Annotated in this window: 21 protein-coding genes; 12 read left to right on the forward strand and 9 right to left on the reverse strand. The window is 46.2% G+C overall.

Features of this window, described 5'->3' with window-relative positions; translation table 11 throughout:
• Positions 1 to 187 precede the first annotated feature (187 nt).
• Positions 188 to 2,260 (forward strand): beta-galactosidase, encoded by a 2,073-nt coding sequence (locus tag MKX80_RS02420; protein ID WP_268314354.1) that lies wholly within the window; start codon positions 188 to 190, stop codon positions 2,258 to 2,260.
• A gap of 241 nt (positions 2,261 to 2,501) precedes the next feature.
• On the opposite strand, the gene MKX80_RS02425 is transcribed toward MKX80_RS02420, so the two are convergent.
• Positions 2,502 to 3,647 (reverse strand): phytase, encoded by a 1,146-nt coding sequence (locus MKX80_RS02425; protein ID WP_268315683.1) that lies wholly within the window; start codon positions 3,645 to 3,647, stop codon positions 2,502 to 2,504.
• Positions 3,648 to 3,896: 249 nt separating this feature from the next.
• Positions 3,897 to 5,387 (reverse strand): peptide MFS transporter, encoded by a 1,491-nt coding sequence (locus MKX80_RS02430; RefSeq protein WP_154995587.1) that lies wholly within the window; start codon positions 5,385 to 5,387, stop codon positions 3,897 to 3,899.
• Positions 5,388 to 5,678: 291 nt separating this feature from the next.
• On the opposite strand from MKX80_RS02430, the gene MKX80_RS02435 reads away from it, so the two are divergent.
• On the forward strand, positions 5,679 to 7,415 hold the full coding sequence (locus MKX80_RS02435; RefSeq protein WP_244958333.1) for a right-handed parallel beta-helix repeat-containing protein: 1,737 nt from the start codon (positions 5,679 to 5,681) through the stop codon (positions 7,413 to 7,415).
• A 31-nt stretch (positions 7,416 to 7,446) separates the two neighbouring features.
• Here the strand turns inward: MKX80_RS02435 and MKX80_RS02440 are convergent, their stop codons facing one another.
• Positions 7,447 to 7,665: a hypothetical protein gene (locus tag MKX80_RS02440; RefSeq protein WP_154995591.1), complete on the reverse strand. Its 219-nt coding sequence runs from the start codon at positions 7,663 to 7,665 to the stop codon at positions 7,447 to 7,449.
• A 178-nt stretch (positions 7,666 to 7,843) separates the two neighbouring features.
• On the opposite strand from MKX80_RS02440, the gene MKX80_RS02445 reads away from it, so the two are divergent.
• Genes MKX80_RS02445 through MKX80_RS02460 form a run of 4 tightly spaced genes read left to right on the forward strand, consistent with a single transcriptional unit; the run spans position 7,844 to position 12,555 of the window.
• Entirely contained in the window at positions 7,844 to 9,433 is a 1,590-nt protein-coding gene (locus MKX80_RS02445; protein WP_339228534.1) for a spore germination protein, read from the forward strand.
• On the forward strand, positions 9,417 to 10,640 hold the full coding sequence (locus MKX80_RS02450; RefSeq protein WP_268314350.1) for a Ger(x)C family spore germination protein: 1,224 nt from the start codon (positions 9,417 to 9,419) through the stop codon (positions 10,638 to 10,640). The genes MKX80_RS02445 and MKX80_RS02450 overlap by 17 nt, the downstream gene beginning before the upstream one ends.
• Positions 10,641 to 10,664: 24 nt before the next feature.
• Positions 10,665 to 11,771: a GerAB/ArcD/ProY family transporter gene (locus MKX80_RS02455; protein ID WP_154995597.1), complete on the forward strand. Its 1,107-nt coding sequence runs from the start codon at positions 10,665 to 10,667 to the stop codon at positions 11,769 to 11,771.
• A gap of 55 nt (positions 11,772 to 11,826) precedes the next feature.
• Positions 11,827 to 12,555, forward strand: coding sequence for a MerR family transcriptional regulator (locus MKX80_RS02460; RefSeq protein WP_268314348.1), 729 nt, complete (start codon positions 11,827 to 11,829; stop codon positions 12,553 to 12,555).
• 30 nt (positions 12,556 to 12,585) lie between these two features.
• On the opposite strand, the gene MKX80_RS02465 is transcribed toward MKX80_RS02460, so the two are convergent.
• Both MKX80_RS02465 and MKX80_RS02470 read right to left on the reverse strand, forming a co-directional pair.
• Positions 12,586 to 13,269, reverse strand: a complete 684-nt coding sequence (locus MKX80_RS02465; protein WP_268314346.1) for an ABC transporter ATP-binding protein — start codon at positions 13,267 to 13,269, stop codon at positions 12,586 to 12,588.
• A 15-nt stretch (positions 13,270 to 13,284) separates the two neighbouring features.
• On the reverse strand, positions 13,285 to 14,724 hold the full coding sequence (locus tag MKX80_RS02470; RefSeq protein ID WP_268343111.1) for an ABC transporter permease: 1,440 nt from the start codon (positions 14,722 to 14,724) through the stop codon (positions 13,285 to 13,287).
• Between the two features lie 217 nt (positions 14,725 to 14,941).
• Here MKX80_RS02470 and MKX80_RS02475 point away from each other — a divergent pair, with 217 nt between their 5' ends.
• Both MKX80_RS02475 and MKX80_RS02480 read left to right on the forward strand, forming a co-directional pair.
• Entirely contained in the window at positions 14,942 to 15,628 is a 687-nt protein-coding gene (locus tag MKX80_RS02475) for a response regulator transcription factor (protein ID WP_154995603.1), read from the forward strand.
• Complete coding sequence (locus tag MKX80_RS02480) at positions 15,618 to 17,045, forward strand: HAMP domain-containing sensor histidine kinase (protein ID WP_268324424.1); 1,428 nt, start codon at positions 15,618 to 15,620, stop codon at positions 17,043 to 17,045. The genes MKX80_RS02475 and MKX80_RS02480 overlap by 11 nt, the downstream gene beginning before the upstream one ends.
• Before the next feature lie 32 nt (positions 17,046 to 17,077).
• On the opposite strand, the gene MKX80_RS02485 is transcribed toward MKX80_RS02480, so the two are convergent.
• On the reverse strand, positions 17,078 to 18,796 hold the full coding sequence (locus MKX80_RS02485; protein WP_339227882.1) for a methyl-accepting chemotaxis protein: 1,719 nt from the start codon (positions 18,794 to 18,796) through the stop codon (positions 17,078 to 17,080).
• 136 nt (positions 18,797 to 18,932) lie between these two features.
• On the reverse strand, positions 18,933 to 20,294 hold the full coding sequence (locus MKX80_RS02490; RefSeq protein ID WP_268343109.1) for an aspartate kinase: 1,362 nt from the start codon (positions 20,292 to 20,294) through the stop codon (positions 18,933 to 18,935).
• Between the two features lie 276 nt (positions 20,295 to 20,570).
• Between MKX80_RS02490 and MKX80_RS02495 the strand changes: the two genes are divergently transcribed.
• From MKX80_RS02495 to MKX80_RS02510, 4 genes are read left to right on the forward strand one after another with little or no spacing between them, the layout of a single operon-like run.
• Positions 20,571 to 21,524 (forward strand): ABC transporter permease, encoded by a 954-nt coding sequence (locus MKX80_RS02495; RefSeq protein ID WP_076791861.1) that lies wholly within the window; start codon positions 20,571 to 20,573, stop codon positions 21,522 to 21,524.
• Positions 21,514 to 22,458: an iron chelate uptake ABC transporter family permease subunit gene (locus MKX80_RS02500; RefSeq protein WP_154995613.1), complete on the forward strand. Its 945-nt coding sequence runs from the start codon at positions 21,514 to 21,516 to the stop codon at positions 22,456 to 22,458. The genes MKX80_RS02495 and MKX80_RS02500 overlap by 11 nt, the downstream gene beginning before the upstream one ends.
• The gene (locus MKX80_RS02505; protein WP_182071076.1) at positions 22,458 to 23,216 is read left to right on the forward strand and encodes an ABC transporter ATP-binding protein; all 759 of its coding nucleotides are present in this window, start codon (positions 22,458 to 22,460) and stop codon (positions 23,214 to 23,216) included. The genes MKX80_RS02500 and MKX80_RS02505 overlap by 1 nt, the downstream gene beginning before the upstream one ends.
• A 14-nt stretch (positions 23,217 to 23,230) precedes the next feature.
• Complete coding sequence (locus MKX80_RS02510; protein ID WP_154995617.1) at positions 23,231 to 24,178, forward strand: siderophore ABC transporter substrate-binding protein; 948 nt, start codon at positions 23,231 to 23,233, stop codon at positions 24,176 to 24,178.
• Between the two features lie 188 nt (positions 24,179 to 24,366).
• On the opposite strand, the gene MKX80_RS02515 is transcribed toward MKX80_RS02510, so the two are convergent.
• Both MKX80_RS02515 and MKX80_RS02520 read right to left on the reverse strand, forming a co-directional pair.
• On the reverse strand, positions 24,367 to 25,788 hold the full coding sequence (locus tag MKX80_RS02515) for an MDR family MFS transporter (RefSeq protein ID WP_154995619.1): 1,422 nt from the start codon (positions 25,786 to 25,788) through the stop codon (positions 24,367 to 24,369).
• A gap of 11 nt (positions 25,789 to 25,799) precedes the next feature.
• Positions 25,800 to 26,687, reverse strand: coding sequence for a TetR/AcrR family transcriptional regulator (locus tag MKX80_RS02520; protein WP_234112630.1), 888 nt, complete (start codon positions 26,685 to 26,687; stop codon positions 25,800 to 25,802).
• Positions 26,688 to 26,774 lie beyond the last annotated feature (87 nt).

The raw sequence follows: 26,774 nt of genomic DNA on the forward strand, positions 1-26,774 counted from the left end.
AAAAATGTTAATGATAGAGTATATTTTACAAATAAAGAAAGATAAATTCAATCATACAGGAAAATTCATCCACCAGGCAGGAAAGAGGGAAGAAAACAGAGTATATAATCTACAACCTGTTTTTGAAAGCGTTTAATGTCCGTCTCCGCGTCATATGAAAACGAGGAAGAAAGGATGAAACTTTAGGATGGTCAAACCGTATCCCCCGATCAGCCGGAAAGTTCCCCGACTGTTGCATGGAGCCGATTACAACCCGGATCAATGGCTTAAATATCCGGACGTTTTAAAAGAAGACATCCGCCTGATGAAGCTGTCCCGCTGCAATGTGATGTCTGTCGGCATTTTTTCCTGGGTTTCGCTCGAGCCTGAAGAAGGAAGGTTTACATTTGATTGGCTTGATCAGGTTCTTGATACTTTCAAGGAAAACGGAATTTATGCGTTCTTGGCTACACCGAGCGGTGCCAGACCGGCCTGGATGTCCAAAAAGTATCCGGAGGTGCTGAGAACGGAGCGTAACAGGGTTAGAAACCTTCATGGAAAGCGGCACAATCATTGCTATACGTCACCTGTCTACCGCAGGAAAACGGCGATTATAAACGGAAAGCTTGCGGAGCGCTATGCGCATCACCCGGCTGTCATCGGCTGGCATATCTCCAATGAATACGGCGGAGAATGCCATTGTGAACTTTGCCAAAACAAGTTCAGAGAGTGGCTGCTCGCGAAATACAAAACGCTGGACCGCCTAAATCATGCATGGTGGACATCGTTTTGGAGCCATACCTATACGGATTGGGACGAGATCGAGTCTCCCGCTCCGCACGGCGAGGATGCCGTTCACGGTCTGAATTTGGACTGGAAGCGTTTTGTCACGGATCAGACGGTTGATTTTTGCCGGCATGAAATCGCCCATGTCCGTTCTTTTAACCCCGAACTGCCTGTGACGACGAATTTTATGGGAACGTATGCCGGATTGAATTATTGGAAGTTTGTCGACTTGCTTGATGTCATCTCGTGGGATTCTTATCCGGCATGGCACAACAGCCGCCAGGAAGACAGCCGGCTTGGAGCCGATATTGCTTTTGTTCATGACATCAATCGTTCTCTTAAAGGAGGCCGGCCGTTCATGCTGATGGAAAGCACGCCGAGCATGACGAACTGGCAGGATGTCAGCAAGCTGAAACGCCCCGGTATGCATGAATTGTCATCATTACAGGCAGTCGCTCACGGTTCGGACACTGTTCAGTATTTTCAATGGCGGAAAAGCCGCGGCTCAAGCGAAAAATTTCACGGGGCAGTCGTGGATCATGAGGGATCAGAGCATACGCGCGTTTTTCAGGAAGTGAAAAAACTCGGGGAAAAGCTCGAAAAACTGGAGGATGTCGCAGGAACGACAGTCGAACCCGAGACCGCGATTATATTTGACTGGGAGAATCGCTGGGCTTTGGAAGATGCCCAAGGTCCGCGCAATATCGGGATGCATTATGAACGGACCGCCAAATCGTTTTATGAACCGTTTTGGCGGGAAGGCGTACCGGTTGATGTGATTCACATGGAGGCCGATTTTTCCCGCTATAAGCTTTTGGTCGCCCCGATGCTCTACATGCTGAAAGAAGACACCGCTGAAAGGATTGAACAGTTTGTACAAAATGGAGGTACATTTGTCGCCACTTATTGGTCGGGCATTGTTAATGAGAATGATCTTGTGTTCCTGGGAGGGTTTCCTGGAGGCTTAAGAAAAACGCTCGGCATTTGGTCTGAGGAGATCGATGCCCTTCATGACGGACAGAAAAACACGATTGTGATGGATGCAGATAACCGGCTCGGGTTAAGTGGAAGCTATGAAGCCAGCGAGCTTTGCGATCTGATTCATTTAGAAGGGGCCGAAGCACTCGCTGTGTACGAGGAAGATTTTTACGCAGGCCGGCCCGCGCTGACGGTCAATTTGTTCGGAGACGGGAAGGCCTACTATATCGCTTCAAGGAATGAGGCGGCGTTCCAAGAGGCGTTTATATCCAGGCTTATTGAAGAGTGCGGGATTGCCAAAGTGCTCGATACAGAGTTCCCGAAAGGCGTCACCGCCCAGCTCCGCACAGACGGCCGCCACGATTATATTTTCGTGATGAATTTTACAGCGGAAAACAGAAGTGTCTCGCTTCCGGAAGAAGCCTATACGGACGTGTTAAAAGGAACACGGAAAAAAGGCGCGCTCAAACTGCCTCCTTACGGAACGAGTATTTTAAAAAGAAGCCACAAGGTTTAGGGAGCCTCATTCTTCAGTCCGACGCTTCGTGCAAAATGCAGCAGCGAACAGGAAGATGACAGCCGAAGTGTACGCCAACACACCTTGATCAAAAACGTAAAGAAGCACCACATTTGATAAAACCGCCAACATGATAAACACTACAGCATAAAGATTTAGACGCAATACAATCCCTCCATTAATTGTTATCTTAACATAAAGAGATGTGAAAAATCCGCGGGAAATACCCGCGGATCCGTCGTTATTTGGCTCGGTTTTTCAGTTTTCGGGGATTGACTTGATCATCGATATCAGGCTTGTCGTCCAGCGCGTCGGCGATTTTTTCCCAGGAGACAATTTTGAAGTTCTGATTGACCGGTTGTCCGTTTTCCGTATTTTCGCCGTCTTGGGCGACAAAGATGCCGTATGGGTATTTTTTGCCGAGGCCGAAGCCGATGACGTCGATTCCGTCGGTATCGCTTGTCCCGTCGATTTCTTTACCGTCCTCAATTGAAAAAGCGGTGACATAGTCGTTTTTCCCGCGCCGGTCATAGATGGCATAACGGTTATCGCCCTGACTGGATGCGATCAAATACCCTTCTCCGTCCTCTCCGTAGTAAATCGTCAGCCCTTCAATATCAGCGGTTAAATGCGGTCCGTCTGCCCGATCGACGATTTTTCCTTTATCTCCACCGTTTGGCTCGGCGCTGAAAGACCAAATCGCAACGTCTTCTTCGGCGATGTACATTTTGCCGTATTCATCATCTGCTGCAAGCCCTTCTGTTTGAGAGCTCATTTTGAATGAGCGCACCTTTTTGCCCTCGACTTGTCCTTTTCCGTTGTCAAACAGTTCATATTGCTCGAATTCTCCGTTCTTTCCGGTCACCATGGCGTAGAACTTGCCGGTTTTCTGGCTGTGATAAAGGCTGAAACCATAGACCTCCTGAATATCGGTTTGAATAGGTTTTTGAGGATTGACGATGTTCTTCAGCTTGTTTTTTTCGCCGTCAAAGGCGTAAATTTCAACCGTGTTTTTGCCGTCTGACCGGTTTGAGGCTCCGGCAATATCAATTTTTTTGCCATCGAGTGGAAAATTGTAGCGCAGATCGACATTGTTTAATTTGCCAAACGGATAGGCCGCAAGCTGTTTTCCGTTTAAATCGTAAACAATTAAGCCCGATTTTTTATTTGTTGTGATCAGCCGGCTTTTTTCAGGATGCTTCGGATGAACCCAAATCGCCGGGTCATCTGCCGCATCGTCAGGGGTATCTACCGGCTCTGTTTCTGCATCTGCAGTCACCGTGAAGTTTTTATGAGCTGCAGCCTCGTTATGGGGGAGACTGCTCCATGAGGGAGACAGTAATGATGCTGCAAGTGTTGATAAAGCGAGCGTTTTGTAAAAGTTCATATCCTAACCTCCTTTTGATAACACTTATACTAGCAAATCAATGAAAATTATCATTTGAGGAAATGTAAACTTTTGTTAAAAAGCGGTGGTTTAAAGAAGCTACCGAGATTTAGAATACGAACCCGCAAAGAAAACCCCCGGAATTTTTTCCGGGGGTTGCCTTTAACAGGTATTCCCTATCTCTCATTGAATCGGAATGTATATATCCTGCAAAAAAACAGGGGAAAAGGAGTATCAGCCTGTTGCTTTTTAATTGACACCCTTCATAAATTTCTGAATTTTCGGTGACAGCAACATCAAAATGATTCCGAGCAGGATGGATACACCGCCGATGACTCCAAAGTAGGCGATCTCGGTATCAGCGCTGTAAAATCTGACGATCTGTGCGTTGATGGCCTGTGCAGAAGCGTTTGACAGGAACCATAGACTCATCGTCTGCGCTGAGAAAGCCGCAGGAGCCAGCTTTGACGTTGCGGATAACCCGACTGGAGACAAGCACAATTCCCCGAGAACGACGATCAGGAAGCTGAGCACAAGCCACATTGGATTGGCAAGTGATTCAGTGCCGTTGATGTAAGCAGGGAAAATCATGACGACAAATGACAGGCCGGCTAAAATCAACCCGAGTGAAAACTTCGTCGGCGTTGACGGCTGGCGATTTCCGAGCCTCATCCAAATCCATGCGAAAACCGGTGCAAGCACAACGATGAACAAAGGATTCAGCGACTGGAACCAAGATGAGTGCAATTGGACACCTAAAAATTCTAAATGAGTGCGTTTATCTGCATAGGTGGCTAAAATATTGGCGCCTTGTTCCTGAATCGCCCAAAACATCATCGATGCGACAAACAGCGGAATGTAAGCAGTGAGACGGGAACGTTCATCACTCGTCGTTTTCGAGCTTTTAAACATGACGATGAAATAAATCAACGGGATCAAAATACCGAGACAGCTGACGATCATCGTAAACAGCTCGATTGTCATCCATCCCATATAGATGGAATAGCCAAAGATGGCAGCGATCACCAAAATACCGATTCCAATTCGTCCGAACACCATTTTTCTTTCAGCGGGTGTCAGCGGATTCGGTACCGTTCTTCCGGCAGATCCGAGGCTTTTCTTCCGTGTCGCTAAATAGGTCAGCAGCCCGAACAGCATCCCGATGGCAGCAAGGCTGAAGCCGAGATGGTAGTTGTATGTCTGACCGACTGTGCCGACGATAATCGGCGCAAGAAATCCGCCAAGGTTGATCCCCATATAGAAGATGCTGAAACCTGAATCGCGGCGGGTGTCTTCAGGGCTGTATAAATCGCCGACAACGCTTGATACGTTTGGTTTTAAAAGGCCTGTCCCAATGATGATCAAGAACATGCTGATGAAGAACGCGGGGACGCTTCCCGGGAATGACAAAAGAATGTGTCCGAACATAATGAGCACGCCGCCGTAAAACACGGTGTTTGCAGTTCCGAGGAGCCTGTCCGCTATCCAGCCTCCGATAATGCCGGACATATAGACGAGGGAACCGTATACGGCCATAATCGAGTTCGCTGTGGTTTGATCAAACCCGAGTCCGCCTTTTGTCACCTCTGTATACAAATAATAGATAAGGATGGCTCTCATGCCGTAGTATGAAAAGCGCTCCCAAAATTCAGTGAAGAATAACGTGAAGAGTCCGCGGGGATGTCCAAAAAACCCCTTTTGCGGAATGTTTTGAAAAGTTTCTTTTTGATGGTTTGACATTCGCAATACTCCTTCTCTTTCTATGTCTATTATAAAAATCATATTCTTATATAATGTTCGTGTCAATACACCTTCAATCGATTTGAATTATTGATCGATGATGCAACAAGTTGTGAAGCGCTTTACAAGCGGATAGAAAAAAGTTTTGGAAGAAAATTTGGATTAAAAGATTTTTTAATAAAATTTTATCTATTAATGTACAAGCGGAGTTTACTAGATTGGCATATATATATAACGCGAACCGTTTTACAAAAGGAGGCTGAAAACAGCGTGCAGCAGCAACCTGATGAAATGAGAATGACAGTGGTTGACGCGACAAAGTTCGGTGCTGTCGGCGACGGCAAAACAGACTCCACAAATGCGATCAACGAATGTTTGGCATGGACAAAGTCGATGGGATACAACACGGTATGGATACCGAACGGCACATACCTGATTGACGGGACGAAAAACGGCGACCCGCGGGTTCCGTTTCGCGGCGCCGGCATCAATGTTCCGGGCAATATTCAAATTTTGATGGACGCGGAGGCCGTCATCAAGGTAAAGCCGAACAGCTCATGGGGATACACTGCTTTTTATATAGGCGGAACATCCAATGTGAAAATATCCGGAGGCAGCATCATTGGGGAAAGAGATGAACACACATATACACCGGCCCCGAGGCCTACTCATGAATGGGGATTCGGAATTTGTATTGAAGGGGCGTCAAATGTCGTCATTGAACACGTGAGAATAGCCGATTTTACAGGAGACGGAATCATTATCAGCAACGGAGGAGAAGGCTATAAGCCGTCAGAGCGTATTAAGGTAACCAATTGTGAAATCAGGCGCTCCAGAAGAAATAACTTGTCGATCACAGGGTGCGACAATGTTCTTGTTGAAGGATGCGAAATTACAGATGCGGGTACAGGCAACGGAACCGCTCCTCGCTTTGGCATTGATATAGAAGGCTATAGTGAAGGAAGTATCGTCTATGAAGAACCCGTCAATGTGATCATCCGAAACAACGTGTTAAAAGGCAATGTCAACAATGCCATTTCCAATTTCAACGGCACTTCTGTCATCATCGAAGGCAATGTCGCAGACGGTACCATTTCATACGGTTATGGAACGGGGACGACGATTGCAAACAATATCATCAAGAAAAACCCCGAATTCACCGGACAGAGCACCGGAATTAACGGCCTCGGTGTAGGGGCTTTGGAAGAAAGAAGCGATGCCGTCATAAAGGGAAATTTGATTTCCGGTTTTACGACAGGCATCGATATCCGCGGAAAAAGCGTTTTTGCTACGGGGAATAAAATCCGTGATTTTGTAAATGCCGGAATTCTTGCTTATCAAGCGTCGCAAATCTTTATTGAAGGAAATCATATTGAGAACGACGTCCCTGAACAAAGGTCCGGCACCGCTCTCAGCATCACGCAATCAGACAATGTAACGTTTTCCGGCAACCATATCGCAAATGTCGTTCTTGCGGTCAGGAGCACAGGGGACGACGTCCTAATGAAGCATAACGTCATTAAGCAATTCTCCAGGGGCATATGGATATCGCAAGGAAATGCTGTGATAGAAGGAAACTTTATTTCGCCTTCCGGCTTTCAAACGGTGCCGGAGTCATATGCTGTATCCGTCACAAATACGGCTTCCGCAGTCATTCAGCAAAACACCATCACCCGCTTCAGAAACTTTCCAATATACTGCTCGACAAATCAGCATACAAAAATAATCGGAAACTACATCGAAGATTCACCGCTGATCGTCACGATGTATCTCACCCGCGGAACACACGAGGTTATCGGCAATACGATAACGCTCAGCAGGCCGTCCTTGCCGGCTATCCTCATTTATCTTGACCAATCGTCGGACTCGGCGATCCTCAACAACACACTCCGCAGCAATACGGCTGCAAGAGTGACGGCAATTCAAACCAATACGTCCAGGCAAACCCTGATCATCGGCAATACGATTGTAAAAGGAATGATCCATTCCCACCAGACAGATACGGTCAATGGAAATATCGAAGTTTAAGCTCCCTTTTGATAGGGAGCCTTTTAGCCTTTTATGTCCTTTTTTTCTTCTTGCGAAAGTTTGCCGAGGCTTCGAGAAAAATGATAAACAAAAATAAAAGGATCATGATCCACTCGCCCACTTCTAAGATTGCAAACGTCAGGGAGTTTATGACGGCTCTTTGCAAGGTCATGCCTTGAAATACATCGAGGATGACGGCAAAAGCCTCTAAGGAAGCAAATAATAAAAGCCCGATTCCGATCAATTTCAACTTTGCACCACTCTCCGTTCCCCGTTATTTTTTCTCCTTTCATAAAGCACTATTCGCCCGGGAATAGTATAAATGTGCTTTTGCAAGGAAAAATATGAAAAACGAAAAGGGGATTCTGACAGCCATGCCATTCTTTTTTAAAGGTCGTCACCAACAGGATAACAAACAAGAATCTCTTATGAGCGGAGATAAAAACCCGGAAACTGTAAAAGTGTCTGGGTTTGTGCGTCCCTTGCTTGCCGAAAACCTGAGCATGATCAAAGAAATGACCGGAAACAGCGCGGATATCGTCATCCGCAAATTAAAAACGGGCGCTGACGAAAAAATCGAAGTAGCCGTCGTTTATGTCGGCGGCATTACAGATGAGAAAGCGATCCATGACTTTTTGCTGGAATCGATCATGAACTCCGAAGAATTGGCGAAAAAGGAGTACGGCAGGGAGGTTCTCGAGACGATTGCAAGTGATGCTGTTGCACTGGGCGGTGTCGAAAAAGAAAAGCGATTGGACAAACTGCTTGAATCTTTGATGGCAGGGGATACGATCATTTTGGCCGAGGGGACGGAAACAGCGGTTATTACGAGCACGAAAGGCGGGGAAAAACGTTCGATCAAGGAGCCTGAAAATCAGCAGGCATTCCGCGGTTCACGTGAAGGATTTATCGAAGCTCTCGACACGAATATCTCTTTGGTGCGCAGAATCATTAAAAACCCGAATCTTTGGGTTGAAAAAATGACGATGGGAAGCGTTACAAAAACCGATGTGGCGATCATGTATATCAATGGGGTGTGCGACCCGAAGACGGTGAAAGAAGTAAAAAAAAGGATGGATAGCATTGAGATCGACAGCATCCTTGAATCGGGTTATATTGAACAGTTTATCGAAGACGCCGTATTTACCACCTTTCCGACGGTATATCATACTGAAAGGCCGGATATGGTCGCAGGGAATCTGCTTGAAGGAAGAATCGCCATTTTTGTTGACGGTACACCGTTTGTCCTGCTAGTCCCTGCCGTTTTTATTCAATTTTTTCAATCTGTTGAGGATTACTATTCACGCTTTGACATTGCGACGTTCATCCGCTTTTTGCGCGTGTTGATCTTTTTTATTTCGCTTATTGCGCCTGCCGTCTACGTCGGTGCGACGACGTTTCACCAGGAAATGATCCCGACGGAGCTTTTGATCGTAATTGCCGCGCAGCGTGAAATCGTTCCGTTCCCGGCTGTGGTGGAAGCCCTGATCATGGAAATTTCGTTTGAAATTTTGCGGGAGGCGGGCATCCGGCTTCCGAAAGCGATAGGTTCAGCCGTTTCAATTGTGGGAGCCATCGTCATTGGACAGGCGGCCGTTCAGGCGGGGATTGTGTCGCCGGCGATGGTCATCATCGTAGCGATCACAGCGATTTCAAGTTTTGCTACACCTTCTTTCGCCATGGCGATTTCCGCCCGGCTCGTTCGGTTTTTCTTCATATTAGCCGCGGCGACGACGGGTTTTTACGGCATTATTCTTGGACTGATCATCATGTTTGTCCATTTATGCAGCCTGCGTTCGTTCGGTGTTCCATATATGACTCCTTTTGCACCATTTATTTTGAAAAACTGGGGCGACGCCATCGTTCGTTTGCCTTGGTGGACACATGAGAAGCGGCCTGAACTGATCGGCAATGACAATAAGGTGCGCCAAGGACAGCACCAGAAACCAGAGCCACCGGAGTCTGGCGACATGAAGACAAAACAAGAAGATGGTGATCCAAATGAAACAAAGCGTTAAGATTGTGCTCTTATTGGCCGCGATTGTCCTTCTTCAAGGGTGCTGGGATAAAAGAGAGCTGACAGATTTGCTGCTGATCACTGCCATCGGTATTGATAAAGGGAAAGATACAGAATACGAATTAAGCTATCAGATTGTCAATCCGATCAATGTGACAGGCGGTCTTCAAGGCGGACAAGGGGGAGACAGGCCGCCGATTTCAAGCTATTCTGTGACGGGCAACAATCTGACGGAAATGAGCAGGCACGCATCAGCGAAAATGTCGCGGGAAATTTATTACTCCCACACCAACCTTGTGGTTGTCGATGAAAAACTCGCCAAGGAAGAAGGCTTGATCAAAATTCTTGATGTTCTTGACCGGGACACCGATTTTCGTTCAACAGCGACGATTATTATTTCCCGGGGCCAAAAAGCAAAAACATTCATCAGGACGCTGACGCCGATCGATAAGATCCCGTCAAATAAAGTAAACAAAACGCTGCAATTTACTGAAGAGCATTTGGGAGAACAAATGAAAACGAGCGTACAAGATGTCGTAAAGTGCTTGACATCGAAGGCGAAGCACCCGATTATTTCTTCTTTTAAAGTAACCGGAAATAAGGAAAAGGGTGAAAAAATGGAAAACGTGCAGTCTACATCTCCTGAGGCAATAGTCGAAGCGGACGGGCTGGCAGTCATTAAAGAGGGCAAACTCGTCAATTGGCTTGAAGGCAAAACCGCGCGAGGCGTTTTATGGCTGCGCAATAAAATCAGCAGAACGTATTTGACCATTACATTGAATCACGAGAAAGATGCCGTCACATTTGACGTCATCCGCCAAAAAACAAAAATCAGATCTCACCTGAAAAACGGCAAGCCGGCGATTTCGGTTGACGTTGACATGGAAGGGGACATCGGCGAAACAACTGTGCCAATTCACTTGGATGATCCAAAAGTGCTGAGCGACATCGAAAGGAAGGTGGCAAAGGAACTGAAAAATGAATTGCAGAATACGATTGACGTTGTTAAGCGAAACAAGACGGATGTTCTGCAATTCGGCGATGTTGTCTATCGCGCCCATCCGCAAGTGTGGAAAAAGATGGAGGGTGAGTGGAGCAACCGGTACTTTCCTGACACAGATGTCGACATTACGGTTAACGCATATGTAAGGAGAACGGGTTTAAGGAACAACCCGAACATTTTGAATCATCACGAAGGGCGTTCTTGAATGAATGAGAGAGGAGGGCTTTAAATGGAGAAAGCGAAAATCAGTGCTGCACAGCTGTTCGTGCTGATTGTTCTGTTTGAACTCAGCAGCTCTCTGCTGATTTTTCCAGGACAATCTGCTGAACAGGACGCCTGGATCGCGATCTTGTTCGGAACAGTCGGAGGACTGGCTTTGTTTATGATGCACCACTTTTTCTACCAAGTGAATCCTGATGCCTCTCCCTACGAAACGCTGATGAATATTTTTGGAAAACCGGTTGGCTGGGGCCTGACTTTTATCTACATAGTTTATTATTGTTATATTGCGGCAAGGGTTCTGCGCGATTTTGGCGAAATGCTGCTGACATCGGCTTATCCGAACACGCCGATTATCTTCGCGAATGGATTGTTGATTGCAGTTTGTATTTTTACCGTGAGGAAAGGAATCGAGGTCCTGGCCCGTTCAGGCGAGCTGCTGTTTGGCATCATGTTTTGGCTTGCTGTCACGGGCCTCATCCTGATTGTTTCTTCAGGCTTGATTACACCGAAAGAGCTTTTGCCCATTCTCGGAAACGGCCCCGGTCCGATGCTCCATGCCGTGTTCACGCAAACGCTGTATTTTCCGTTTGGAGAAATTATCGTCTTTACATTGATCCTGCCGTATTTAAAGGAAAAGAAACAAGCGAAAAAAGCGGGGCTGTTGGGAATCGCCATCAGCGGCATTATCCTGGCTTTTAATGTGGCATTGAACATCAGTGTGCTCGGCGTTGACCTTAATATGCGGTCGCGCTTCCCATTGCTGAGTACGATCCAGACGATTCAAGTAGCCGAATTTCTGGACAGGCTTGATGTATTTTTCATGCTCGTATTGGTGATTGGCGGTTTTTTTAAGATGAGCATTTTCATGTATGCCGTAACAGAAGGCGTGACCGTTTTATTCAAGCTTAAAAACCCCTCCAAAATTGTTCATGTCATCGGCATTGTCATTTTGATTTTATCCGTCTCCATTGCCAGCAACATTTCAGAGCATGTCAAAGAAGGAATCGAGTTTGTTCCATTATATGTCCATTTGCCGATGCAGGTGATCCTTCCCGCTTTTATTTGCATAGTCGCGTATGTGAAAATGAAAAAAAATAAAAAAAAGGCCATGTAATGGATTGACCCCGCCCTTAGGGCACCCTTTAACATGACAGACGAGGTGAGGTTTGATGCTCTATACGGTAAAAGAAGTGGCCGGGTTGGCGAATATCACGATCAAAACGCTGTACCACTACCATAAAATCGGCCTTTTATGCCCCGCGGAGGTGACGGATGCCGGCTATCGCCTTTACGGGGGAAAAGAGCTGGAACGGCTGCAGCACATCTTGTTTTATCGGGAGCTCGAATTTCCGCTCAAGGAAATTAAACAAATACTGGACGGTGAAGCTGATCGACTGACGATTTTGTCTGAGCAGAAACGTCTTTTTACTGCCCGTTTGGACAGGATCAAACAGCTTATTTCTACGATCGATCTCTCGATTCAGCAGGCCGGGAAAGGAGAAGCAATGGATCAATCAAGCATGTTTAAAGGGTTTTCAAGCAGCAGGGAATGGGAGGATGCACTCGCTGAACAGAACCGCTATTTGAAGGAAGCATATGATGTCGATTTGCTGAAAGGAGAACCGATCATAGCGGAAGAAATGAATGAAAAAGCTGAAGAGGCAGCCCGTTTTATGAATGGAATGGCAGAAGCGCTCAGAGATGGAGTCAAATACAACCATGAACAAGTGAAGACCGCAATTAAACGGCACCTCGAGTTTTTGGGGATCACGCCCGACGATTTTCAGACCCAGACACGCTTCTTTATCGAAGACGATTTTCATCGCGGAATGCTTGAAAATCAGCAAACAGGCCTCTCGTATTATTTGGCGGCGGCTGCAGAAGCTTTTGCTTCATAAAAAGAAGAGGAACGGCTCATGCCGTTCCCCTTATTCTGCTGATCTGCGGTTTTTGACGGTAAAGCCGCCACTAGAAAGCCTGATGTTGACATCGGATACTTTCGCGATCTGTTCATCATGGGTGACCATGATGACACATTTGTTTTCTTGGTGGGCAAGGTTTTGGAAGAGCCGGACGATGTCCTTTGATGTATCTTCATCCAAGTTGCCTGTCGGTTCATCGGCGACGATTAAATCAGTGTCACAGCAGAACGCTCTGATGATGGAGACACGCTGCTGCTGGCCGCCGCTTAATGTCATTACTTTCTGTCTGGCCTGCTTTTCGCGGATGCCGACTTTTTCGAGCATCTCCAAAGCGTATTGTTCTTTGTTTTTGACCTGAGATCCGGTAATTTCCATGGCCGACGTGATATTTTGGAGAGCCGTCATATATGGCAGCAGGTTATAGGACTGAAAAACGATCGATACATATTGATTGCGGAAGCCGGTCAGCCCGATTTTTGAAATATTTTCTCCTTTATACAGGATGTCCCCCTCTTTTGGCACGTCAAGTCCGCCCGCCAACGATAAAAAGGTGGTTTTGCCGGAACCGGAAGTCCCGACAATCGTATATAAGAGTCCTTGGCTGAATTGAATGCTGATATCTTCGAAGAGAGGCTGATCCTGATTTTTATACCAATAGCGGACATTCTGAAATTCTAAAATACTGCCCATCATCTTCACTTCTTTCTATTCTTGTTTTGTTAAAATCGTTTTCGGATGGAGCCTTAAAACAGATATGGACGGAAGGAGTGTCGCGAACATCGTAATTAAAAGGCCGATTCCGCTGAGTGCCATTAAGTCCTCGAAGGATAATTGAATGTCGAGCTGATCAATGGCTGAGACTTGAGCGGTACTTTGTCCGAAGAAGCCTCCGCCGCCTGGGCCCATCATTCCGCCTGCAGACTGGCTAGCTGACGTTTGTTCGATTTGCTGGCTCAAGAGCTGGTTCCCGATTTGCCCCGCAATCAGGCTGCCGGTTAATGCTGAGATGCCGATGGCAAGCACTGCGCTCATTAAGATTTCGGTCAAAAACTGTCCGATGAGTTTCCAGCGTTTTTCGCCGATCGCCATCAGAACGCCCATTTCGTATTTTCTCTCCCTGATTGACATCATGACGATCAGGGAGAGAATCACCGCTCCGGCGATCGTGACAAGATAGACGACATTTTTCGAGAAGGATGCGACATTTTCAATCGGGCCGACCAACTGCTGGTACAATTGATCATTGGCGTCCAATGTGAATGTATCCAAATCAATACCTGTTTTCTTGGCAGACGCAATGAAAGCGTCGATGTTTGAGGCGTCGTCCATATTGTAGACCGCTTCATCAATCGCGTTTTTATAATCGTCGCCTTTTAAGGCCGATGCCGCCGTATACGGTGTGTAGATTTTGTTATAAGGATTTAAAAAGGAGAAGTTTTGCGCTTGATTGTTTCCAGATGAAGTCGTTTTATAGATTCCGACGATTTTCAAATTGATTGTTGTAGCTTCATCGCTGCTCGTCTTGACTTTGATCGTATCGCCGACCTTCAGCTTGTTTTCTTCAGCAAGCGTTTCTTCAATCACGGCGACTTTTTTATTCACATCATCCTTTGTTAAAGCACGGCCTTCCGTGATCTTGGACGTCCCTTCGGAAAATTCGCTGACGTGGGCTGTACTTGTTACACCTTCGATTGATACGTCAGCCTGCATCATTTGCCGGCCGCCCTGTTCATTGCCGCCCGGTCCGGCCGGCTCGTCGCTGTTTGAGTCCGATGAATCCTCGTCACCGCTTTCGATCGGATCGAAATTGTCCGCTAAAGCAGACGTTGAGGAGATGAAGTTATAGCTTTTGACATGGTCAAGGCTCGCAAGTTTCTCGGCTGATTTGACAGAAACGGGGGTCGATTCAAACCTTTTCCGGTCTCCTGATTCCTGCTGTTCTTTCATCATTTTTTCCCTGTCAACTTTGAGTGTGACGCTGCCTCCGAGCTGTTCCCTTGCCAGTTCGCTCGATTTCACGGCTGCCGACTGGATCGTAATTCCTGTCAGCACCAGCAAGCAAATCATCGTGAAAACAAACAATTGTAAAAGTGTTTTTCCTATTTTCGCTTTCATGCTCCAAAAGGCTCGTTTGAAAAAATTCATAACGCGTGATTCCTCCGTATCTATTTCATTTATTATGGCTGCGAAGTCAAACGGCAGCAGGACTTTTGCCTTATGCTTGATTTCATCTTAGCTGCTACTTATGAATAAATTATGACCAAACTGTTGCCAGACCTTTAAATGTTCAGAATTGAATTGAGAAATGGCTGAGCCCTATGTAAAATGAATCTAACGTTTGTCTAGCGGAGGCACATTAACGATGAAAATATTAATGATCGAAGATAATTTAAGCGTATGTACAATGACAGAAATGTTTTTTGCAAAAGAAGGATTTGAAACAGAGTTCGTCCATGACGGACTTGAGGGATATAACCGTTTTAAATCGGGTAATTGGGATTTGCTGATCATCGATATTATGCTGCCGTCCATGGACGGGGTCACGATCTGCAAAAAGGTCAGGGAAGAGAGCACGGTTCCGATTATTATGCTGACGGCAAAGGATACGGAATCAGACCAGGTGCTCGGTTTTGAGCTCGGGGCTGATGACTATGTGACAAAGCCGTTCAGCCCTTTGGCGCTTGTGGCGAGAATCAAAGCGGTGAGCCGGAGATATCAAAGCGCCGGCCGGCAGGATTCCGCTGACAGCGACACGCTTGAAACGGAACATTTTAAAATCAATAAAAAAACAAGAGAAGTGTTTTTGGACGGCGTTCAAATTCTAAATTTGACGCCTAAGGAGTTCGATTTATTGTATTACCTGGTGCAAAGCCCGAAACAGGTTTTTTCAAGGGAGCAGTTGCTTGAGCAGGTTTGGGGATACCAATTCTACGGAGACGAGCGGACCGTTGACGTTCATATTAAGCGGCTGAGAAAAAAGCTTGGCAGCGATTCGCGGCCGTTTCTTTACACCGTATGGGGAGTAGGGTACAAGTTCGATGAAGATTAAGTATCTCTATCAGCTGCTGGCCAGTCACATCAGTATATTACTCTTGGCTTTTCTCATCTCGGGGGCGCTGTTTTCCCACTTTGCCAAAGACTTTGCATATGAGAGCAAAGTCGATGAGCTGTCTTCCTACGGCTACCGCATCATGGGCGAAATGGAGATGCGGCCAAAAGGCGCGCCGGCCATTATGAAGCCGTTTGAGGAAATTTTGCGAAGCAGGAAAATCAGCTTCTTTTTATTTAATGAAAAGAAAGAGGTCTTGTTGACGCCGGCCGATTTGCGGCCGCGAAAACTGCTGCTCAGTGATGAAGAATGGAAAGAGCTTAAAGATGGAAAGGCCGTTGTCGTCAAAACCGACTTTAACCGTTTTAATGAGGAAGTATCGGTCGTCGCGCTGCCCAACATCGTCAACAATGAATTTCAGGGAGGCATTCTGCTGACCGCTCCGATCAGCGGGACCGAGGAAATGATCAGCGACATGAACCGCTTTATGCTCTTTACGGCAGCGGGTGTCATCTTAGTCGCTATTCTCTTAAGCTGGCTGACGTCGAAATTCCATGTCGCCCGCATTCAGAAGCTCCGCGATGCAACGAAAAAAGTCGCCGCCGGAGATTATGACATCCATATCGAAAACCGCAATAAGGATGAAATCGGTGATTTAGGCGACGACTTTAACATTATGGCCCGCAAGTTAAAAAGCTCAAGCGAAGAAATCGACCGGCTCGAAAAGCGGAGAAGGCAGTTTATCACTGACGTCTCACATGAACTGAAGACGCCGCTGACGACGATCAGCGGCTTAGTAGAAGGGATGAACAGCCAGACGATACCCGAAGATCAGCAGGATAAATGTATGAAGCTGATTACGGAGGAGACAAAAAGGCTGATTCGACTTGTCAACGAAAATCTTGATTATGAAAAAATCCGCTCCAACCAGATTACACTGCAAAAGCTGCATTATCCGCTGATCGAAGTGTTTGAAATCATTAAAGAGCAGCTGGCGCTTCAGGCGGAGGAGAAACAGAATCAGCTGATCCTCGATGTGGAGGATCATGTAATGGTCAATGCCGATTACGACCGGCTCATCCAGATTCTCGTCAATATCACGAAGAACAGCATTCAATTCACAACGAACGGAACCGTTTGGCTGAGAGGCCGGGAAGACTACAAGGAGACGGTGATCGAAGTAGAGGATACCGGAATCGGCATTGATGAAAAGGATATCGAAAACATTTGGGATCGTTTTTATAAAGCAGATTTATCACGGACGAACACCCCTTACGGAGAATACGGGCTGGGACTGTCGATCGTCAGACAGCTCGTCTCCCTACACAATGGCACGGTTGAGATTGAAAGCGAGAAAAACAAAGGAACAAAATTTATCATACGTCTGCCGCAGACGGCGAGAGATGATGATGAATAGAAACCCGCCAGACATCGTCTGGCGGGTTTTTGTTAACCTTTAATTTTGAATTTCTGGATCAGGTGCTGCAGCTCTTCGGCGTTTTGCGCGAGGATCTGTGATGCGGCGGCGATTTCTTCCATTGAAGCAAGCTGCTCCTGGGTTGCCGCACTAACCGTTTGCGTGCTTCCCGCTGCTGTCTCGGCTACTTCTTTGACGCCGGAAATGGCGGTTTCGATTTCGCTTGTGCCAGCTGTCAAGTTTTTCACCAAGTTTGTCACGTCATTAATCTGTGTGACGACCTCCGTTATCGAGTTTTCGATTTTTTGGAAAGCGCCTCCGGCTTCATGAACGACGACAAGGCCTTCTTTGACTTCTCCGGTTGCCGAAATGACCGAGTTCATCGTCTGCTTTGTATCGTTTTGAATGATCGTAATCAATCTTGTAATCTGTTCTGCTGACTGGGCCGATTGCTCGGCTAATTTCCTGACTTCATCCGCGACGACGGCAAAGCCTTTTCCTTGTTCTCCAGCCCGGGCCGCTTCAATGGCCGCGTTTAAAGCAAGCAGGTTCGTTTGTTCAGCGATGCTCGTAATCACTTCGGTAATATTCCCGATCTCATTGGAACGCTCTGTTAAATGTTTAAATGCTTCTGAGAGAGAGACGACCGTTTCATTAATAGACTTCATTTGTGCGCTTACTTTATCAATGGCTTTCGTGCCTTCAAGCGACATCAGCGCCGTTTGGTCAGCGGTGGCGGCAGCTTTTTCGGCATTGGAAGAAATTCTTCTGGCAAACTCGGTCATTCCCTTAATAACGGTTCTGCTGTTTTCAACGCTTTCCACCTGCTGATCTGAGCCTACTGCAAGCTCCTGGATCGTTGTTGAGATGTACTCGCTCGCCTTTGTGCTTTCATCCGCGCTGGCGCTCAATTCTTGTGATGATGAAGCAACTTGGTGCGACGTTTCGCCGACCGTTTCAATGATCGAACGGACGCCTGCTACCATTTTGTTAAACGATGCTGTCAGCAATCCCAATTCATCTTTCGATTGATATGTTCCTTTGACAGTAAAATCGCCTTGCTCTGTTTCTGCGAACAGCGCCTGAATGTCTTTGATCGGCTTTGTGATCAGCCTTGTCATTAAGAGTCCGATCGAGATGGATAAAACAAGCGATGCAGCAATGACAACGATGAGAAGCGTGATAATGGAACCGGCTTCTTTAGAATCCTGTTGATAGATTGTTTTGGCATTGTCAGCATTTAATGTTTGAATGTCTTCAATCAGCTGGTTGACCGTTTCCCTTTGAGGCTCCATCTCTTTTAGATAGACATCATATGCTTTATCATTTTCGTTCTTCACCGCCAAGCTGAGCATCTCGCTGCTGATATCTTGCAATTTCTTGTATTCATTTTTAAAGCTCTCGTATTTTTCAGATACGTTGTCCATTAATTTCAGCTGATCGATCTTTTCCATTAAGGTGCTGTTTTCTTCGTTTTTTTCCTTAATGTTTTTTTGCAATGTTTCATTTCGATCATCGTCTTTCGTCACCATCAACTCGAATTTGTACGTATCAAGATCAAGGTTGTTCGCTTTTAATTTTGCAAACAACTGGTTGGGAATCAATTGATCTTGATAAATCATCTCGGAACCTTTTGAAAGCTTGCTCAGCCCGCCTACCCCCTGGATGCCGACAATCGACAAAGACAGCGCTGATATGATAATGATGACAAACAGTTTGCTTCTGATTTTTATATTTCTCAACAGATTCATATGGTGTTCTCCTATCAATTTATTTACTTTACATATCGGCTTTCAAAACGGTTTTGTGAATCCATTTAAGGCAGGCAATTTAAGGGAAGGGGATATTTTCTGACAACAAAAAAACCCCATAAAAAAAGGGGTTTTTTTAAACGAGAACTTTTGCGAAAAATTCTTGGTATAATGCGCGGACCGCTTGTTTTTCCTGAGCTTCCTTAACGCCGAACATCATGCTGACTTCCGAGGAGCCCTGGTTGATCATTTCGATATTGACGCGGGCTTCAGACAATGCTTTTGACGCTCTTGCCGTCGTTCCGACGTTATGGCGCATGGCTTCGCCGACGACCATGATCAGGGCAATATTGTGTTCAATCGTCACTTCATCAGCATCCAGTTCTTCCTTGATCCGTTTGATCATCCGCTTTTCTGCTGCTTGATCCATTTGATCCTGCCTTAAAATGATCGTAATATCGTCAATGCCGGACGGAATGTGTTCATACGTCAGCCCGTCATCTTCAAGAATTTGCAGGATGCGGCGGCCGAAGCCGATTTCGCGGTTCATCAAATATTTGCTGATATAAATACTGCAAAATCCGCTGTCGCTGGCGATCCCGACGACAGGTCCGTTCGTGTTGTCGCGTGTGGCGACAACTCTTGTCCCCTCCGCGTCCGGGTTGTTTGTATTTTTGATCTGAACCGGTATGCGCGCCCGGAAAGCAGGGATCAATGCTTCATCATGAAAGACGGAAAAGCCGGCATACGACAGCTCCCTCATTTCCCGGTATGTCAGCTCGCGGATTTCTTTTGGGTTGGATACAATCGCCGGGTTGACAGAATATACGGCGTCAACGTCAGTAAAGTTTTCATACAACTCGGCTTTCAATCCATTCGCTAAAATGGAGCCCGTAATGTCAGAGCCGCTTCGCGAAAATGTCATCACTTCGCCTTCCTGGCTGAATCCGAAGAAGCCGGGAAAGATGATGATGCCCTTTTGCTGTCTCAGCTGAAACAGATTGTCATACGACTCGGGCAGCACTTGCGCGTTGCCGGGTTCGCTCGTCACGAACAGCCCGGCGTCTTTTGGACTGACATAATGTGCTTCAACTCCCCGGTGCCTGAAGTAAGCTGCTACCAGTTTGGCGTTGTTATCTTCGCCGCTTGCTTTGATCACATCAATAAACCGTTCCGGATTTGTTTTATCACCTTCGAGCAGCTGAAGCAGGTCTGCCCTGATCCGGTTGATCACGTCATCGGCAAGCCCGAGCTCAAGCGCGATATTGGCATACCGTCCGACAATCGCCTCAACCAGGCCGGGCGCTTCTTTCGATAATAAGTACTGTTCGGCGCATTCGATTAACAGGTCAGTTACTTTCGTATCCTCGGGATACCGTTTTCCGGGTGCCGATACGACGACGGCCCTCCTTTCCGGATCGGAAGTGACGATTTGAAATACTTTCTCTAGCTGAGCTCCTGATGCGAGTGAGCTGCCCCCAAATTTAACGACTTTCATTTGTTACATCTCCTAAAGTTTAAATTTTCGAAATAAATTTAATTTTAATTATTGCGCTTTTTACAAGAAGAATCAAGGTTTTTCTTTCAGGAAAGAACAAATGTGTTTTTAGGGAGGACTAATCATAGGGGAATCGCATGACTTCAACCTTTGTATCTATTAATCTTATTGACTATGTTAGAAAAAATGGTAAGATATATAAAGGCCCTTATTGATAATGATAATCATTAACGTCGGCGGAGGGGTTGCTTTGTTGTGCAAGGAGGCTACTGCAGCATGAAACTACGATACTTATTGCTAATGCTCATCATTCTTTCATTCAGCTCGATATTCATCGGCGTTAAGGAGCTTTCGCCTCTTGATCTTTTCCGCTTGAATGAGGACGAAATTCAAACGCTTTACATAAGCAGAATCCCGCGCTTGCTCAGCATCGTGCTGGCGGGAATGAGCTTGAGCATCTGCGGGCTGATCATGCAGCAGCTGACGCGCAATAAATTTGTTTCACCGACCACCGCTGGAACGATGGATTGGGCGAGGCTCGGCGTGATCATTGCGATCGTGCTTTTTTCGTCTGCAGGAATTGTGGTCAAAATACTGTTTGCCTTTGTTTTTGCACTGTTTGGCAGCTTTTTGTTCGTCAAAATTTTGGACAGAATCAAGTTCAAAGATGCGATTTTCATCCCTCTCGTCGGTATGATGCTCGGAAGTGTTGTCAGCGCCATTTCTACTTTCATGGCTTATCAGTACAATATTATTCAAAACGTCAATGCATGGTTTGAAGGGAATTTTTCGCTGGTCATGAAGGGGAGGTATGAGCTCTTATTTCTGAGTATACCGCTCGTTATCATTGCCTATCTGTTCGCCAATAAATTCACGTTGGCCGGGATGGGGGAGTCTTTTTCCATCAATCTTGGATTGAATTATAAGCGGGTGGTCAATATCGGGCTGATCATCGTATCTATTATTTCGTCCGTCGTCATCCTGACGATCGGCACGCTTCCCTTTTTGGGATTGATCATCCCGAACATCGTGTCCATCTACAGGGGAGATCATTTGAAAAACAGCCTGCCTCACACGGCGATTCTCGGAGCCGTTTTCGTCTTGTTTTGCGATATAGCGGGACGTCTCGTCATTTACCCGTACGAAATTTCGGTTGGCTTGATGGTCGGCATCATCGGGAGCGGCGTTTTTCTTTACTTGCTTTTAAGGAGAAAAGCCTATGCGTCATAAACAGAAAATGCTTGTACTCATCGTGATAGCAGCAGCATGCATCGGTTTGTTTCTGTTCTACGGCTTGCCGTCTGTATGGGAATATGCGCTTCCGCGGAGGTTTGCCAAAGTTTTTGCGATCATCGTTGTCGGTACAGCGATTGCGTATTCGTCGATGATTTTCCAAACGATCACAAACAACAGAATTTTGACGCCGAGCATTCTCGGACTCGATTCTCTCTATGTTCTGCTGCAAACCGGGATTATTTACTTTTTCGGTGCAGCCAAACTCGCTGACCTCGGCAAAAACGGCAATTTTCTATTGTCAACCGGTTTGATGGTCTGCTTTTCATTTGTGCTGTTTTTCCTGATGTTCCGCCGCGGGGGAAGGCACATCTTCCTGCTGCTGCTCGTTGGAATCGTGTTCGGCACATTGTTCAGAAGCCTGTCATCCTTTATGCAGATGCTGATCGATCCGAACGAGTTCCAAGTCGTTCAAAACAAGATGTTTGCCAGCTTCAACAATTTGAATACGGACATTTTAGTGCTTGCTTCGCTCATCATTCTGGCGATACTCGTTTACGCTTGGCGGTATAATCCGTACTTTGACGTCATTTCGCTTGGCAGGGATCAAGCCGTCAACCTCGGAATCGATTACGACCGGACGGTAAAGAAAATGCTGATCGTCGTCGCCGTTCTCGTTTCCGTGTCTACTGCCCTCGTGGGGCCGATCACATTTTTAGGGCTGCTCGTCGTCAATGTGGCGCGGGAAGTATTTAAAACGTATAAGCACAGCGTCCTGATTCCCGGAGCGGTTTTGTTCAGCATCATTGCGCTTGTCGGGGGCCAGTTCATTGTTGAAAAGCTGTTTGGTTTAACGGTGACGCTTGTTGTGATCATTGATTTTATCGGCGGGATTTATTTTATTTACCTGTTGCTGAAGGAGCGTAAATGATGATAGAAGTACGAGATATCATGAAACAATTCGGAGAGCAGACCGTTGTTCATCCCACGACTTTAACGATACAAAAAGGAATGATCACGTCCTTCATCGGACCGAACGGAGCGGGGAAAAGCACGCTTTTGTCCATCATCAGCAGGCTGATCGGCATGGACGCCGGAAAAGTGCTGATTGACGGCAAGGAAATCAGCGCTTACAAAAGCAATGATTTAGCAAAAAAAATCAGCATTTTAAAGCAGTCCAACCAGATCAACATCAGGCTGACTGTCAGGGAGCTCGTCAGTTTCGGCAGGTTTCCTTATTCACAGGGCAGGCTCTCGAAAGAGGACTGGGCATATGTCGACGAAGCGATTGATTATATGAAGCTGAGAGACATTGAGCATAAACACCTCGATCAGTTGAGCGGCGGCCAGTGCCAGCGCGCTTTTATCGCGATGGTCATCGCTCAGGATACCGACTATATATTGCTTGATGAACCATTGAATAACCTCGATATGAAACACTCAGTAGAGATTATGAAGCTCTTGAGAGACCTTGTCGAAAGTCGCGGTAAAACGATCGTCATTGTCATTCACGACATTAATTTTGCCTCGGTTTATTCCGACAGAATCGCAGCCCTGAAAAACGGGCGGATTGTAAAAGAGGGGCCGGCAGAAGACATTATCCAAACGCCGGTGCTGAAAGACATCTATGATATGGACATTCCGATCCAACAAATCGGAGATCAAAAAATCTGTGTATATTTTAAATGATGAGGTGACCTGAAGTGAAAAAACTATCTTTATTGATTATGGCATTGATAACCGTTCTTGTCGTAGCCGCTTGCGGAAACAAAGCTGCTGATACAGATGCAAAATCTTCCTCTAAAAAAGAAACCGTCACAATTAAACACAACAGCGACACAACAGATGTACCGAAAAACCCGAAAAAAGTCGTTGTCTTCAACTTTGGAATGCTTGATACGCTTGATGAGCTTGGTTTAAGCGACCGCGTTGTCGGCCTTCCGAAACAAACCCTTCCGTCTTACTTGAAAAAATATAAAGACAGCAAATATGAAAGCGTCGGCGGACTAAAAGAGCCAGATTTTGAAAAAATTGCAGAGCTTGAGCCTGATTTGATCATCATCGAAGGCAGACAGTCTGAACAGTATGACGAGTTTAAAAAGATCGCTCCGACGATCGACATTGAGCTTGACCAGAAGAACTACATGAACAGTTTTAAAGAAAATACCGAAAACATTGGAAAAATCTTCGGTAAAGAAGATGCTGTCAAAGAAGCCCTTGCGAAAATCGATGACAAAGTAGAGAAAGCCAACAAGCTGGCGAAAGAAAAAGGCGGCAAAGGATTGGTCGTCTTAACGAGCGATAAACAAATCAGCGCGTATGGAAGCGGCTCAAGATTCGGCTTGATCCACGATGTACTCGGCGTTGAACCTGTGGACAAAAAAATTGAGGTTTCCCTTCACGGTCAAAGCGTCTCTTCCGAATATATCTCTGAAAAGAATCCTGATTACCTGTTTGTCATCGACCGAAGCGCTGCCATCGGCGAAAAAGGAACAGCAAAAGAAGTCATCGAAAATGAAATTGTAAAATCAACAAAAGCCTATAAAAACGGCCATATCACATACCTTGATCCAGGCTACTGGTACCTGTCAGGCGGAGGTCTTGAGTCCGTATCTGAAATGGTGAAAGAAGTCGAAAATGGATTGAAATAAAAGAGCGAGGCTGCCGGTTCATATCCGGCGGCCTTTTTTTGGCTTGTTCAAGGAGAAAAGGCCAATTGAAATTCAAAAGGAGATGCAGAGCGGGTTTTCAATGTTCATAACGCCGCAAGGAACCCAGACTCAGTTAAATATCAAACCATAAAAAAACACGCCAGTTCGATTGAACTGGCGTGACATGATCAGCGCGCCGGCTGGCCTTGTTTGTCGGCCTGCGGCTTCTTTTTCAATGTAAACGAAAGGATAAATCCGATCAGCGCCAAGACAGCGGCCACGATAAAGGCGGAATTCATGCCGTGAATGAGCGCATTTAACGGATGAGATGCCGCAGCGTTTTTGGCTGAATTACTCATGACGGAAATCAAAACGGCCGTGCCGATCGAACCGCCGATCTGGCGCATCGTATTGTTCATCGCTGTTCCGTGCGGAATGAGGTGCGCCGGAAGTGCATTGATACCAGCAGTTGTGAGAGGCATCATAATCATGGAAGTTCCCATCATCCGCAGCGTATAAATGACGATAATAAATGTCAGCGAAGTATCCATTTGCAGATCCGCAAACGGGATCGACGTCAGCAGCAAGACGGCAAATCCGATAATGGCAAGGCCTTTTCCGCCGATCTTGTCAAAAATCCGGCCGATGATCGGTGACATGATGCCCATGGCTATCGCGCCCGGCAGCAGCATCAAACCGGAATCGAAAGCTGTCACGTCTCTGACGTTTTGCGTATACAGGGGCAAAATGGTTTCAGTACCGATCATTAATGCAAAAACGATCATACCGAGGAGCGTTGTTATCGTAAAAGTCCACGATTGGAAAACGCGAAACTCGAGTATCGGTCTTTTGATTCTTAATTGTCTAGAGATAAAGAAGAACAGGGCGACCGCACCGACTGCAAAGGAAATCAAAACAGTGTTGCTTCCCCAGCCTTCTGATCCGGCGTTGCTGAAGCCGTACAATAAACCGCCGAAACCCAGGCTGGACAGGATAATAGATATGATGTCCACTGAAGTTTCTCTTAATTTCGTGACGTTTTTCATCAGCAAGATGACAAGCACAAGATCGATCAGTGCAATTGGTAGAATAATATAAAATAAGTATCTCCATGTAAAGCTGTCGACGATCCAGCCTGACAATGTCGGTCCGATGGCCGGTGCAAAGGCGATCACCAAACCGACCATCCCCATTGCAGCTCCGCGTTTTTCAACCGGGAAAATCGTTAAAAAGATCGTCTGCATGAGCGGCATCATAATTCCGGCGCCCGCGGCCTGAATGATCCGCGCCGTCAAGAGAACCGGGAAGTTAGGCGCAACCGCACCGACGACTGTTCCCGCGGCAAAGATGCTCATCGCGGCGATGACGAGCGCGCGGCTCGAAAATTTTTCGATCAAAAAGGCGGTAATCGGAATGAGAATCCCGTTTGTCAGCATGAACGCCGTTGTCAGCCACTGAGCTTTTGTAGCGTCTATGTTCAAGTCTGCCATAATATGCGGCAGTGCCGTAACCAGGAGCGTTTGGTTCAAGATCGCGATAAACGCCCCGGCAATAAGCAAACCTACGATGATATTTCTGTTGTATGTCTGTTGTTCGGTTCCTGTATTCATATCAATCCCTCTTATTCTTTTATACTAATCGTTTGTATTTGTGAAACATCGTATTGGAGAGCCTCGATTTTTCCAAGGTAATCAAGGAGAGCCTTGATTAAATACGTGCGGGGCTCTTTGCTGAAAAGCTCCTCGCTCAGCAAATCTGCTGCTGACAGCAGTTCTGTCACGGAAAAGTCGTCTTGTGACAGGGAGGAAATCTTGGTTTTCAGTTTTTGCAAAAGGTCTTCAAGCAATTCCTCTTTTTTGGGCGGTGCCCAGCATCTTGAGAAATTCGTATAGGAGGCAATAATGTCTTCATTTAATGAACTTTTCTGATCTTCGTTCAGCTTTTTCTCTATGAAGAGATCCAGAACTGACATAATGAATGGTGGAATCGTTGTAACGTCAGGCTGCGCTTTTCCAGTGCCGACTAAAAACAGGAATTCCCTCATCAGCCCGTGGAAAATGATGACGATATCCCATATAAACGGCTCCACCTCTTCGCCGTACGCTTGAATGATAGAATCTTTATGCCAGCTGATGATCATCGATTTTGTTTCTTTTAGATGCTTTTTAAATACCGCGGTATCCGGGGATGATCCTTCATTGGAGATGAAATTGATAAATTGGCGGTTTTCTCTGAATTCCGTAATCTCCAAAGCGATTTTTTTAGCGAATCTTTCTTTTGGCGTCAGCGAGGTTTCCGTATTGATGATGGCGCTTTTGTTCAGCATTTCATGCTTTCTGAACTTGATCAATGCCAGCAAAAGATCTTCTTTAGATTGAAACAGTTTATAAATAGATGCTTTTGACATTTTGCATTCTTCAGCGATCGCTTGCATTGCAACGTTATGATAGCCTTTTTGGGCAAACAGCTTTTTGGCGGCCCTTAAGACTGCTGCTCTTTTTTCGTTCATTCCGGCTCCTTCTTTCGCAATGATAAAACTCATGGGTTACGAAAAAACCCATGAGTTTTCATAAATGAAATATTAACAGACCGAACT

Origin of the sequence: Bacillus sp. FSL K6-0972 (assembly GCF_037976035.1) — a bacterium.
Lineage (GTDB): Bacteria > Bacillota > Bacilli > Bacillales > Bacillaceae > Bacillus > Bacillus haynesii.